General features: G+C 69.0%; 9 protein-coding genes and 1 tRNA gene. 4 read left to right on the plus strand and 6 right to left on the minus strand.

What is annotated here, in order from left to right; all coding sequences use genetic code 11:
- Positions 1–125 precede the first annotated feature (125 nt).
- From CCO03_RS10290 to CCO03_RS10315, 6 genes are all read right to left on the minus strand, one after another.
- Positions 126–200: transfer RNA gene (locus tag CCO03_RS10290), tRNA-Arg, on the minus strand.
- A 46-nt stretch (positions 201–246) separates the two neighbouring features.
- Positions 247–2,514 (minus strand): translocation/assembly module TamB domain-containing protein, encoded by a 2,268-nt coding sequence (locus CCO03_RS20670; protein WP_335583043.1) that lies wholly within the window; start codon positions 2,512–2,514, stop codon positions 247–249.
- Between the two features lie 323 nt (positions 2,515–2,837).
- The gene (locus tag CCO03_RS20410) at positions 2,838–4,541 is read right to left on the minus strand and encodes a hypothetical protein (RefSeq protein WP_087280739.1); all 1,704 of its coding nucleotides are present in this window, start codon (positions 4,539–4,541) and stop codon (positions 2,838–2,840) included.
- Positions 4,538–6,529, minus strand: a complete 1,992-nt coding sequence (locus CCO03_RS10305) for an autotransporter assembly complex protein TamA (RefSeq protein ID WP_236903770.1) — start codon at positions 6,527–6,529, stop codon at positions 4,538–4,540. Before CCO03_RS10305 ends, CCO03_RS20410 begins: the two co-directional genes overlap by 4 nt.
- Positions 6,530–7,002: 473 nt before the next feature.
- Positions 7,003–7,482, minus strand: a complete 480-nt coding sequence (bfr, locus tag CCO03_RS10310) for a bacterioferritin (RefSeq protein ID WP_087280743.1) — start codon at positions 7,480–7,482, stop codon at positions 7,003–7,005.
- A 161-nt stretch (positions 7,483–7,643) separates the two neighbouring features.
- Entirely contained in the window at positions 7,644–8,495 is an 852-nt protein-coding gene (locus CCO03_RS10315; RefSeq protein WP_087280746.1) for a LysR substrate-binding domain-containing protein, read from the minus strand.
- Positions 8,496–8,681: 186 nt separating this feature from the next.
- Between CCO03_RS10315 and phnD the strand changes: the two genes are divergently transcribed.
- The 4 genes from phnD (at position 8,682) to psrA (ending at position 12,412) form a co-directional block, all read left to right on the plus strand.
- Positions 8,682–9,557 (plus strand): phosphonate ABC transporter substrate-binding protein, encoded by an 876-nt coding sequence (gene phnD, locus CCO03_RS10320; RefSeq protein ID WP_087280749.1) that lies wholly within the window; start codon positions 8,682–8,684, stop codon positions 9,555–9,557.
- A complete protein-coding gene (phnC, locus tag CCO03_RS10325) occupies positions 9,554–10,372 on the plus strand; it encodes a phosphonate ABC transporter ATP-binding protein (protein WP_087280752.1) in 819 nt (272 codons plus the stop codon). Before phnD ends, phnC begins: the two co-directional genes overlap by 4 nt.
- Positions 10,372–11,211 (plus strand): phosphonate ABC transporter, permease protein PhnE, encoded by an 840-nt coding sequence (phnE, locus tag CCO03_RS10330; RefSeq protein WP_087280754.1) that lies wholly within the window; start codon positions 10,372–10,374, stop codon positions 11,209–11,211. Before phnC ends, phnE begins: the two co-directional genes overlap by 1 nt.
- Positions 11,212–11,323: 112 nt before the next feature.
- Positions 11,324–12,412, plus strand: coding sequence for an iron-containing alcohol dehydrogenase PsrA (gene psrA / locus CCO03_RS10335; RefSeq protein WP_087280756.1), 1,089 nt, complete (start codon positions 11,324–11,326; stop codon positions 12,410–12,412).
- The last annotated feature ends 25 nt before the right edge of the window (positions 12,413–12,437 follow it).

Here is a 12,437-nt window from a genome sequence, read left to right on the forward strand (position 1 = left end):
CCGCTTTTTGCTTGGGCGATGTGCTGATGCAAGCGCTTGAATCGTCTTGCCGCATTGCCCCCTGACGATGTCGGCCATGCGCCGAAAGGGTTTGCGCCAGCGTTGTCCCCAAACCCGGACTCGGCTGGTGCCCCCGACAGGAATCGAACCTGTACCTGCCCCTTAGGAGGGGGCCGTTCTATCCATTGAACTACAGGGACCCAAAGCCGGCGATTGTAGCCCTGGCTCGGCCTTGCACCGGCCGCCTCAGTCGTACGACAGGCGGAACAGCAGGTCGATCGCGCTGTCTTCGCCGGCCTGGCCGCGCACGGTCCAGCGGCGCGACAGCTCCAAATAAATCATCAGGGTGCCGGTGACCCCTGAAAGGCTGCGCTCGTAGCTGGCGTACAGGTTGTCCGACAGGCGCTTGCCCAGCGTGACGCTGGCGTCCGAGGTGCTGCCATTGCCCGACCCGAACGACAGCTCATCGAGCCCGAACCGCGAGGCCAGCGACGTGCCGCTCTTGCCCCCCAACACCGCCATGGCCGCCGATTGCAGCATGGCCGCTTCGGCGCCCGTGTCGGGTGCGGCCCGGCCCAGCAGCAGCCAGGCCAGGGCTTCGGTGTCCGACAGGCTGGGGTTGGAGTACAGCGTGACGACCGGCAGCAGGGCGGTGCCTTGCACCTGAACGCCCACGCGTTGTTCGGACGCGTAGTTGGGCCGCAGGGCCCGGATGTCGAGGGTGGGGTTGTCGATGGCGCCGCTGAAGCGGATCAGGCCGCGCTGGATGGTGAGGTTCTGGTTGTAGGCCTTGAAGGTGCCGCCTTCGGTGCGCACATCGCCCGTCAGCCTGGGCATGGCCGTCAGCGGCCCGTTGGCGGCCAGCGTCAGCTCGCCCTTGAGCTTGGTGTCGATGCCCATGCCGCGCAGGCGAAAGTCGTCACCAAGGTTGAGCTTCACGTCGGCCTGCACCTGCAGGTCGGTGTTCGCGGGCTTGGCGGGGGACTCGCTGGCGGCGGCGGTGGCCATGTTGCTGTTGCCCAGGGGCTCGTCGCGGCGCCGGGTGGCGATGTCCTTGGCCCCCCGCACGACCACGTCGGAGCCCAGCGTGGGCGCCGAATCCTCGGGCAGCAGGATGAGGGCGTGGTCCACGCCCAACTGGCCCGTGACGCGGGTGAGCTTGCCGTTGAGGCTGGCGTCCACCTGGCCGGACACCGTCACCTGGCGGTCGGCGCGGATGCTGGCGCGCAGGCGTTGCAGCTGAATGGCCAGGCTGGCCTGCGGCGCCCCGTCGACCAAGCCGGCTTCGCCGGTGGCGAGCAAGCGACCACCCTGGTCGCCCGCGCCGCGCAGGCTGAATTCGTCGAGCAGCAGCTTCTGGCCGGCCAGGCGGGCCCGCAGGCGGCCCCGGCCGAACTCCAGGCCATCGACCACCGAGCGCATGGCCAGGTCGTCGGCGCCCAGGTTGCCCGTCACCAGCGGCGCGCCCAGGGTGCCGGCGATCTTCACATCGGCGTTGACGCTGCCGTGGAGGCGCCAGCCCGGTGGCGCCAGGATGGACCAGGCGTTGACGCGCGGCAGCTGCAGCTTGAGCTGGCCGTCGAGCGGTGCCGTGTCCGGCAAGGTCCACTGGGTCTGGCCATCGGCCCCGCGCGAGGCTGCCAGCCGCGTGGCCAGGTCGCCGGTGGCCGTGCCCAGTTGGGCGCTGTCCCAGCGCAGCTGGGCGTTCACGCGTTCGCCGTCGTTGCGCAGCCCCAGGCGTGCCTCGCGCAGGCCGGCCGCGATGCGGCTTTCGATGCCGGTTGCCGCATCCTTGCGGATCACGGTCAGGTCGCCCTGGGTCCGCGTCAGGCTGGCCTCCAGCTTGAGTTGCTGGCCCAGCTGGGCGTTCCACTGGCCATTGAACACCACGTCGCCGCTCACGCCGGCCTGGCGCATGGCGTCGCCGGCCACTGCTTCGGCCCAGGCCATGGGCAGCCCCACGATACGGCCCGCTGTGCTGAGTTGGCCCGGTTGCCAGCGCACCGGATCCCAGAGGACGCGTGCGGTGCGCGCGGGCTCGGGCGAGGTGAGGCTCAACTCGCCACTGGCCACGGTCAAGGCGGCGGTCTGCCGGCCCTGGGCCGCACGCCATTCGCCATTGACGGGCTGGGCGAGCTGGGCCCGCCAACGGCCTGCTCCCAGCTGGGGATCGCGCAGGTCAATGGCAAGCCGGTTCAGCTGCAGCCGCCAGTTGGCGTGGGCCAGCGGCGCTTGGGGCGTGCTGCGGCCGCCCTGGGCGTGCAGGTCGAGCTGGGCCGAGCGTTCGCCCTGCAAGGCCTGGCCGCTGAGGCTCAGCGTGGCCTGGTCCAACCCGCCTTGCAACGCGAGCTGCAGCTGGCGCACACCCAACGCCTGGGCATCGCCCGGTGGTTGCCAGGTGAGCGTGGGCGCCTTGAGCTGGGCATCCACGGTGGGCAGCGCCCAACCACCGCGCCACGTCAGCGCCAGATCGGCCTGGCCCTGCGCGCGGGCGTCAACCACGGCGGTGGGCATGCCGGGCAGTCGCGCCAGCCAGGTCTGGGTGCGGGCCAGGTCGCTCACGGTGGCGTTGAGCTGGCCCTGGCCGGTGCGTTCGTAGAGGTCGCCGTGCGCGGTGAGCCGGACACCGGGCAGGCTCAGATCCAGCTTGGCCGCGCCGCCCCGGCGCTGGGGGTCGAACTGGCCGCTGCCTTGCAGCTTGGCGTCCGCTGCCGTCACCGACAGCGCGTGCAGCTCCAGCCGCTGTCCGGTCCACAGGCCCGTCGCCGTCAGCTCGCGCAGCGCAATGGCTTGCAGGGCGCTGCGTTGGCGCGCCACTGCGCGTTGTTCGCGGGCTTTCAGCTCGCCCTCGAAGCGGACTTGCGCACCATTCCCTTCGGCCGTGATGTCGCCATCGAGCGGAAACGCATCGAGTTGGCTGTGAATCGCCTGCGGGTTGAGCTTGGACAGCTGCGTGTGCAGCGACCACTGGCCCAGGTCAGGTGGCGCCGTGTTGTTGGCAGTATCACCCGCTTTCCGTTCATCGTCAGACGGAAGTCGCTGGATACTGGATACAGATTGATCGACTGTGGCCGCATCGACCGCCACGGGCTGCCGCCATTGGCCCTGGGTCTGCAGCGTGCCGCCGGCCAGCTCGGCCTGCAGGGCACGCACCACGGCGAGGCCGTCGCGCCAGTCCGCGTCCACACGCAGGCTGTCGACGGGCAGCCTGTTCTCGTCCAGGCGGCCCGGCAGGGCGTTGTCGATCTGACCCCGCACGCGCCAGTGCTGCCCCCAGCGGCGCCGCTGGGGGCTGATGCGGTGGAGGCGGGCTGCGACGACGCCCCAGGCCCTGCAGACGCGCCAGGGCCGGGAGTCGAAGCGCCTGCGGCGGGCGCAGCGGAAGTGCCGGCCGCCGCTGGCTCGATGGGGGTGTCGGCCGCCAACGGCGCCAAGGTCAGCGCGCCGCTCAGGTGCGTGCGCGGCGCCTGGGCCAGAAAGGCGCCGACATCCAGCGCCTGAAAGCGCGCGTCCAGGGTCGAGACGAAGGGCGCCTGCCAGGGTGTGACGGTGCCGGTGGCGGACAGCGAAGGCTGTTCGGCGTCGGCTGGGCTGGCATCGGCCGGCTGCTGGCGCGTGTCGGAGGCCGAGCCCGTGGAGGACGCCTTGCTGGCCGCGGCCGCGGGGCCGGGCGCGCCGGCCCCTGCATCGGCGGTGGACTCGGCCAGCTTGGCACGCACCTCGTCCGGCAGCTCGGCCAGCGCCGAGGGGTCAGCGGCCACCTTCAGGGCCAGCTCGAAGGCGTCCAGCGGACCCTGAATGTCAACGCTGGCACGCAGCGGCAGCGGGGCCTGGCCTTCGGGCATGGGGCTGGCCACCACGCCCTCAAGCTGCACCTTCAGCGTGGGCGCGCCCACCACACCCACCTGCGCTTCGCCGCGGTAGGCGCCATCCATCACCTCCAGGCGATCCAGCTTCAGCGCATGCTGCACGCGGTCGTACCGGTAGCTGCCGGCAAAGTGCCGGGCCACGACCTCGGGCGGGCCTTCCCAGACGAACTCATCGGCTGCGATCGACTTGACCTCGATGCCCAGCGGCAGGCTCAGGCTTTGCGGCGGGCCGGAGGGCGGCGTGGGCTCGTCCTTGGGCTCGCTGCGCACGGCAATGCGGCGGGCCGAGAGCGTGTCGATCTGCAGCTGTCCCTGCAGCAGGGCCAGCGGTTGCCACAGCAAGGTGGCGCCTTCGACCTCGGCGCGCACGCCGTCCTTGTCCCACACCAGCTTGTCGACCGTGCCACCACGCCGCAGGCTGCCTTGTGCGTTTTCGCTCACCAGCGGCACCTGGGCGCCGGCCAGCCGCAGCACCGTGGCCAGCGAGCCGTCCTGGCCCGCCCAGACCCACAGCCCCAGCACGGCGGCCACCAGCAGCGCGAGCAGGCCCAGGACCAGCCCCAGCACGATGCGCCACAGGCGCCGGCCGGGCTGGCGCGGGGGCGTGGCGCGGGGGGCAGGGCCGCTGGGGGCCGCATTCGGCGCGGATTCGGGGACGTCAACCCTGCTCAAAACACAAACCCCACCGACATGTGCAGGCGCACCGCTTTGGATTCCACGCCATAGGCCACATCCAGGGCCAGGGGGCCCACGGGCGTGTTCATGCGCACCCCGGTGCCCACGCCCCAGTTGCTGCGGATGTCCTGGGCCTTGTTGGCCACGCCGCCCACATCGACGAACACCGCGTGTTCCAGCAGGCCCGGGAAGCGGTCTTCAAAGATCGGCCGCAGCCATTCCACGCTGGCCACGGCCATGTAGCGGCCGGGCAGGGTGATGTCGCCCTCGTAGGGAATGCCGATGCGCCGGAAGCCGTAGCCGCGCACGCTGGTGTCGCCCCCGGTGCGGAACAGGTACGAGGCCGGGATGGCGGCGCGGTCGTTGGCCATGACGGCGCCGACCTCGGTGCGGAACTGCAGCCGGCTGCTGCGCAGCGGCATCAGGCCCAGCCAGCGGCCCTGGGCGCGCACAAAGGGCTTGTTGCCGTTCAGCAGCGTGGTGCCGCCGCCCACGTCAAACCCCAGGCCGAAGCCGCTGCGCGGGTTGGTGGCGTTGTCGAAGTAGCGGCCCGTCCAGGCGTAGTTCAGGCTGATGGCGGCACCGTCGCCGATCAGGGCGTCGCCCAGGTTGTTGGCTGTGATGGAGGAGTTCACCCGTGCTTCCGATGACAGTCGAACGGTGGCACGGTCATACTGCACATAGATGTTGCGGTCGTAGCGCTCTTCGCTTTTCACGCGCCCATAGCGCAGCTTGACGGCGGACGTCACCAGGCTGTCGTCGTCGATGCGCTCGATGCGACCCAGCGCGGCCCAGCGCCAGCCGCCCGAGGACGGCAGCGACATCCACTCGGATTCGAGCAGCGGCGTTTTGCGGTTGGCGTGGATCTTGGTGATGGCGCGCCAGCCGATGCCGGGCACCTTGTTGTGCCGGTGCTCCAGCGTCAGGCGAGGCCCGGAATCGGTGGAAAAGCCCACGCCCAGGTTCAGGCGCTGCAGCTTGGCCTCGCGCACCTGAATCGTCACCGGCACGGCACTGGGTTCGCCCTCGGGGTCGATGGCGATGTAGGCCGCGTTGTAATAGCCGCTGGCCGCCAGCCGCTGCTGGGCGTCGACCAGGCGCTTTTGGTCATAGACCTCGCCGGGCTTGAGCCAGGACAGGCGCTCGGCCAGCACCGGGTCGTAGCGCTCCTGGCCTTTGACGGTGATGGGCCCCAGGCGGTACAGCGGGCCCGAGTCCAGCGTCAGCTGAAGGTGGGCCGCGTTCTCGGGCGCATCGATGTCGGCCAGGCTGTGGCTGATCTTGCCCGTGGGGTAGCGTTTGGCGACCAGGCCGCGCAGGGCATCCGATTTGGCGCTGGACCAGTCGGACTGGGAAAAGGCCTCGCCTTCGTGGAGCGACCAGTCCTCGGTGATGGCCTGGCGCTGCTGGGCCACGTCGGCATCGGGGTTGGTGGCGATGTCGCCCTGAAAGTCGAAGCGCACGTCGGCCACGCGCGTGCGGGGGCCGGGCTCGATCGTCACCACCACCGTGGGGTGCTGGGCAACGGGCCCACTGGCCCGGATGTCCACCTGGGGGTTGAAATGGCCGAGCGCGCCGAGCAGGTTGCGCACATCTTTTTCCGACAGGGCCATCAGGCGCTGCAACTCGACCTCGTCCAGGTCGTCGACGGCGGCGTAGCGCTTGAGCTCGATGTGCTTGTCCACCAGTTCACGCACCGCCTTGTCCTCGCTGCGGACCTCGACCGTGAACGCCGCCACGGTGGGCACGTCGCCCGCCGCGCCGACTTGGCCGCGGGGCGTGGTGCCGGGTTCGCGCGGGGTGCCATCGTCGCTTCCGGCATCGGCCACGGTGTCAGCCGCGGCAACGCCCCTGCTGCCCGCCGCCGCATCGGATGGGGGTTCGGAGGCTTGGGACGTGCGCTCGGAGCGGGCGGGTGCCGAAGCCGTCTCGCGCTGGACGGTGGATGGCGCCGCGTCCTGTGGCGCGCTGGCCGTGGGTGCCATGACGCCCTCTTGTTGGGCCACAGCCGCCTGCATGCACAGAACAGCCGCCAGGGCCAGCGCCAGCCGCGGGCCAGGGGGGCAGGGCGAACACGCCGTGCGGCGTCTCGCAGTCGAGCGCTGCAGGTCTTCTCGCATATCAGGAAAGCAAACCAACATCGCGGGCAAGTGTACGCAGGCTTGCGCCGTCCTTGCGTCAGCCCAGGGCTTGTCAAATCGGCCGGCTCAGCAGGGCCGGCGCGCCACGGGCTTGCGACCGCCAGCCGTGGTGTCGCAGCGGTCGACGTCAGCTTGCGTGCTTGAGACCCACATTAGGCAAGGAGTATGGGGTGATTCCCGTTGTTGAAGTATCGGCAAACTGGGCATACCCCAATGACAACGGCGCCAGGTGGCGCCGTTGGGGATTCTCGGTTGGAAGTCCGGGTTCCTGCCCAGCTCGGGCTGACCCGTGAGCCGGTGCCACCCCCCATGAGCGCTCAGTCTTCGGCGTCCGCCATCTGGCTTTGCAGGTAGTTCTGCAGGCCTGTCTTCTCGATCAGGTCCTGCTGCGTTTCCAGCCAGTCGATGCGCTCCTCGACGTCTTCGAGCATCTCCTGCAGCAGGTCGCGCGAGACGAAATCGCGCACCGTTTCGCAATGCACCACACCGTCCTTGAGGGTCTGCTGCTTGGCGAGTTCCACGCGCAGGTCGCAGGCGAGGATCTCGGGCACGTCCTCGCCGATCTGCAGCTTGCCCAAGTCCTGCAGGTTGGGCAGGTCGTCGAGCATGAAGATGCGCGCCATGAGCTCGTCCGCGGCCTTCATGGCCTCGATCGACGCCCGGTACTCGGCCTTGCCCAGCTTGTCCAGGCCCCAGTGGCCCAGCATGCGGTAGTGCACAAAGGTCTGGTTGATGGCCGTGAGTTCGTTCTTGAGCTGCGCTTGCAAGAACGCGATGGCTTTGGGGTCACCTTGCATGGTGCGTTCCTTTCGGTGTGAGGTGGCGTTGAATCACGCGCTGAAGCCAAGAGTTTAGACGCAAAAGCTCATTTGGCAAAGAAAGTTTGCTATCCATTGAATAGCGAAAGACGGCTGCGTCTTGTTCGCATTTGCGTTGGCCTGCCCAGCGGCCCCCACGCTCAGATCGCATCCCAGAACGAGCGCACCAGGAGGCTGTCGCGGCGCTCGGCCATGCAGTACACGTAGGTGGTGGTGCTGGCCGGGTCGCCCACGATGCGCACCGGGCGAAGCTGGGCGTGGGGCACGAACTCGGCCTCGGACACCGCACCCAGGCCCAGGCCGCGCGCAACGGCCTCGCGGATGGCCTCTCGGCTGCCGATCTCCAGCCCCATGCAGGGCTGCACGCCGGCGGCCTGCAGCGCGGCTTCCAGGGCCAGCCGGGTGGTCGACCCCTGTTCTCGCAGCACCAGGGCCTGGCCCTGCAACTCGCCGATCGCCACCTGGTCCCGCTGGGCGAAGGGGTGGTCGACGTGGGCCAGCAGGATGATGGCGTGGCGGGCGTATTCGCGCAGGGCGAGCTCAGGCCGTTCGTAGCGACCGGCCAGGATCGCCACGTCGGTGGTGTAGTGCGTGAGGTCATGCAGCACCTGCTGCGAGTTGCCCATGCGGATGGCGAGCTGCATGCCGGGGTACTGCGCGCGGTAGGCCGCCACCATCTCGACCACGTGGAAGGGCCCGACGGCACCGATCTTGAGTTCGCCGCGGTGCAGCCGGCCCGAGTCGCGCAGGAAGAAGTCTGCCTCTGACTCGGCGACCATCAGCCGTTGCGCCAGGGCCAGCAGCTTGTGGCCGGTGCTGCTCAGCGACATGCGGTAGCCCTGGCGGTGAAAGAGCTCGACCCGGCTTTGCCGCTCGAGGGCGGCAATCTGCGTCGACACGGTGGGTTGGCTCACGCCCAGCGCCCGCGCGGCGGCACTCAGGCTGCCATGGTGGGCGACGGCCACGAAGGCGCGATAACGGGCGGTGCTCATGCGCGGCGCCCGTGCCGTGGCGCCGGCGAATCGAAGTCGGGCAGGGGGTTCATCTCAAGGTTTGGGCTATGGAAGCTGACCCGTTCGATTCTGGAACTTTCACATGGCAGAAATATGTCATCCCTAGCATTCACCGGGAACGCACGACATCCCGCAGGTGTGCCTGCCCATGCAAAGGACTTCCCGATGACACTGACCCGCAAAGCCTGGCTGAACGCCGCCTTGACCCTGGTGCTGGCCAGCGGTGTGAGCCACACCGCCTTCGCGCAGACCGCCGAGTTGCGCGTGGGCCTGATCCCCTCTGAAGACGCGCAAGCCATGATCCGGGCCAGCCAGCAGGTCATGGCGCAGCTGGCCGCCAAGACCGGCATGAAGGTCAGACCCTTCGTGGCGAACGACTACAACGGCGTGATCGAAGCCATGCGCGCCGGCAAGATCGACGTGGCGTACTTCGGCCCGTTCTCGTACGTGTTGGCCAGCCAGCTGGCCGAGGCCGAGGCCTTCGCCATCCCGGTGTCCAAGAAGTCGGGGCAAAGCTCGTACCAGAGCATCCTCATCACGAAGAAGGACGGCGGCGCCAGCACCTTGGCCCAGCTGCAAGGCAAGACCTTTGCCTTCGTCGACCCCAGCTCGGCCTCGGGACACCTGTTTCCCAAGGCGGGCCTGAAAAGCGAGGGCATCGCCACCGATACCTACTTCTCGCGGGTGATCTTTTCGGGCTCGCACGACGCCAGCATCCTGGCCGTGGCCAACGGCAAGGTCGATGCCGCTGCGGTGGCCGAGCCGATCTTTCACAACGCCGTGGCCAAGGGCCACGTCAAAGCCGAGGACTTTCGGATCGTGTGGCGCTCGCAAGCCATCCCCGAGTCGCCCATGGCCTGGCGCAAAAGCCTGGACGCCGCCACCAAGCAGAAGGTGGCGACCGCCCTGGCCGACATCAAAGGCCTGCCCTGGGGCGACCGAGGCGAGCTGAATGGCTTTGCCGCCACCACCGACAAGGCCTACGACGTGGTGCGCCAGACCGCAAAGGCCCTGGATCTGGACCTGGGGGCCATGAAATGATCCACATCCGCAACCTGCGCAAAAGCTACGGCCGCAATGCCGTGCTGCAAGGCATCGACATGGATGTGCGGGCGGGCGAGTTCGTGGTCATGCTGGGCCTGTCCGGCGCCGGCAAGTCGACATTGCTGCGCTGCATGAATGGCCTCAATCAGCCCGACAGCGGCACTTTGCGGGTGGGCGACATCGACCTGATGCGCAAGCACTCGCGGCGCGAGCTGGCGCGCCACGTGGCGATGGTGTTCCAGCACCACAACCTGGTGCCGCGGTTGTCGGTGCGCAAGAACGTGCTCACGGGGCGCCTGGGGCAAACGGCGGCACTGGCATCGGTGCTGCAGCTGTTCAGGCAAAGCGACCTGACGCTGGCTGGCCAATGCCTGGACCGTGTGGGGCTGGCCCACAAGGCGCACGAACGCACCGAGGCCTTGTCAGGCGGTCAGATGCAGCGCGTGGGCATCGCCCGGGCGCTGGCGCAGCAGCCCCAGGTCATCCTTGCCGATGAGCCCGTGGCCAGCCTGGACCCCCAGACCGCCCGCAGTGTGCTGCAGTACCTGCGCGACGCGACCCGGGAACTGGGCATCGCCGTGGTCTGCAACCTGCACCAGGTGGACTATGCGCGCGAGTTTGGCGATCGCATCGTTGGCCTGGCCCAGGGGCGCATGGTGTTCGATGGAACACCCGCCGAGCTGGACGCCGCGGCCCTGGACACCATCTACCACGCCGCCCCTCAGAACGAGCCAGAAGCAGGGCGGGGTTCAATCAGCGCACCGCCCGCGAACGCCTGGGTGCGCACCGCCGCCCCGGCAGGAGGCCTGTGATGAGCGGCACCCCTTCGACGCTGCCGGCCGACCGCTGGAAGTGGACGGCAGCACGGCCCGCCCACGCCGGCGGCTGGCTGGGCTACGGGGCCGTGGCGCTGGCCATTGCCTGGGTGCTGCACTGGAGCGCCGGGGGCGCGCAGATGAGCTGGCGCGAGCTCGCCAGCGGCATGCCACAGATCGGCGACTTCCTGTCGCGCTCGGTGCCCCCGGACTGGACCATCCTGCCGCGCCTGTGGGCACCGGCCCTGGAAACGGTTCAGATCGCCATCTGGGGCACCTTGCTGTCGGTTGTGTTGGCGCTGCCGCTGTCGTTCATCGCCGCAGGCAATCTGCACGGCTGGCACTGGCTCCGGCGCATCACCCGCCAGTTCCTCAACGTGGTGCGCAGCATCAACGAATTGATCCTGGCCCTGGTGTTCGTGTCGGCCGTGGGCCTGGGCCCATTCCCCGGCGTGCTGGCCCTGGCCTTGCACGGCATGGGCATGCTGGGCAAGTTCTTCGCCGAAAGCATTGAAGAAATCGATGACGGACCGTTGCAGGCCTTGCGAAGTGCCGGTGCCGGCCAGCTGCAGGTGATTGCCTTCGGCGTCATCCCGCAGGCAATCACGGCCTGGATTGCCGTGGTGCTGTACCGCTTCGAGGTCAACCTGCGGTCGGCCACCGTGTTGGGCATGGTGGGCGCCGGCGGGCTGGGCTTTGAGCTGGTCAGCAGCCTCAAGCTGTTCCGCTACCCGGAAACGGCCACCTGCATCGTGGTGATCACCGTCATGGTCATCCTGGCCGACCTGGTCTCGAACGCCTTGCGCCGCCGCATTCAGCAAGGCCACCGCCACTGACGGCTGGCCACTCACGGCAGCCACCGACCTTTCTTTCCATGTGCCTGAGCGTCGGCGCCACCGGTTGGCGTCGTGGCGCAGCTCACCCTCATTGTTTGTACGAGGACGTTCCGTGACCCACTTTCACAACCCCGTGGACATCACCCTGGGCCCCGGTGGCCTGAATCAACTGCCCCGGCTGCTGGCCGGCCGCAACTGCCTGCTGGTGACGTTTCCCGAAGCGGAAGGCCTGGGCCTGGTGCAGCGGGTGCGCCAGTTGCTGGGCGATCAGCTGCGCGGCGTGGTGGATGGCATCCAGCCCAACCCCGACGTGCAGTGGCTCGCGCCGTTGTACGACCGCGTGCACCGAGACCACGCTGACGTGAGCGCCATCGTGGCGCTGGGCGGCGGCAGCGTCATCGATTCGGCCAAAGCCTTGTTGTGCGCCACGCCCAACAGCCGTTTCGACGAGCTGCTGACGGCGATGGAGCAGGGGGCTCGACTGCCCGAGGGCGCCCACAAGGCGTTGATCGCCATCCCCACCACGGCGGGGACCGGCAGCGAGGTGACGCCATGGGCCACCCTGTGGGACGCGCAACGTAGCCGCAAGCATTCGCTGCACCAGACCTGCACCTGGCCCAAAGCCGCCATCGTCGACGCCGCGCTGATGACCAGCCTGCCGGCCGGCGCCACGCTGGCCGCGGGGCTGGACGCCATGTCCCATGCCCTGGAATCGATCTGGAACGTCAACCGCAACGCCGTGTCGCAGGCCCTGGCCGTGCAATCCGCGCGTCGCACCCTGGTCACGCTGCCAGCCTTGATGCAGGACCTGACCCATGCCCGCCTGCGGGCCGACATGGCCGAGGCCGCCTTGCTCGCCGGCCTGGCGTTCTCGAACACCCAAACCGCGCTGGCGCACGCGCTGTCGTACACCATCACCCTGGACCATGGCGTGCCGCACGGCATTGCTTGTTCGTTCAGCCTGCCGTGGGTGCTGGACATGGCCCTGGGCGCGGACCCGGCGGTGGACGCCGCGTTGCTGGCGGCCCTGGATGCGGAGACCGGCCCACAAGCGCAAACGAAGCTGCACGCCTGGCTGCGGGGCTTGGGCGTGGCCACCGACCCGACGCATTACGGCGTGGCGGCCGACGCGTGGACCGACCTGGTGCAGCACGCCGCCAGCGGTCCGCGCGGCCGCAATTTCATCCGTACTTTGGCCTGATATTGGAGCAGGGTATCCAGCCATT

It is taken from the genome of Comamonas serinivorans (genome assembly GCF_002158865.1).
GTDB classification, from domain to species: Bacteria; Pseudomonadota; Gammaproteobacteria; order Burkholderiales; family Burkholderiaceae_C; genus Comamonas_E; species Comamonas_E serinivorans.

Excerpts from the sequence above, each read along its gene's own strand:
- CCO03_RS20670 (WP_335583043.1), bottom strand. The coding sequence starts at position 2,514 with ATGCCCACCGCCGTGGTTGACGCCCGCGCGCAGGGCCAGGCCGATCTG.
- CCO03_RS10305 (WP_236903770.1), bottom strand. The coding sequence starts at position 6,529 with ATGGCACCCACGGCCAGCGCGCCACAGGACGCGGCGCCATCCACCGTC.
- bfr (WP_087280743.1), bottom strand. The coding sequence starts at position 7,482 with ATGCAAGGTGACCCCAAAGCCATCGCGTTCTTGCAAGCGCAGCTCAAG.
- CCO03_RS10315 (WP_087280746.1), bottom strand. The coding sequence starts at position 8,495 with ATGAGCACCGCCCGTTATCGCGCCTTCGTGGCCGTCGCCCACCATGGC.
- phnD (WP_087280749.1), top strand. The coding sequence starts at position 8,682 with ATGACACTGACCCGCAAAGCCTGGCTGAACGCCGCCTTGACCCTGGTG.
- phnC (WP_087280752.1), top strand. The coding sequence starts at position 9,554 with ATGATCCACATCCGCAACCTGCGCAAAAGCTACGGCCGCAATGCCGTG.
- phnE (WP_087280754.1), top strand. The coding sequence starts at position 10,372 with ATGAGCGGCACCCCTTCGACGCTGCCGGCCGACCGCTGGAAGTGGACG.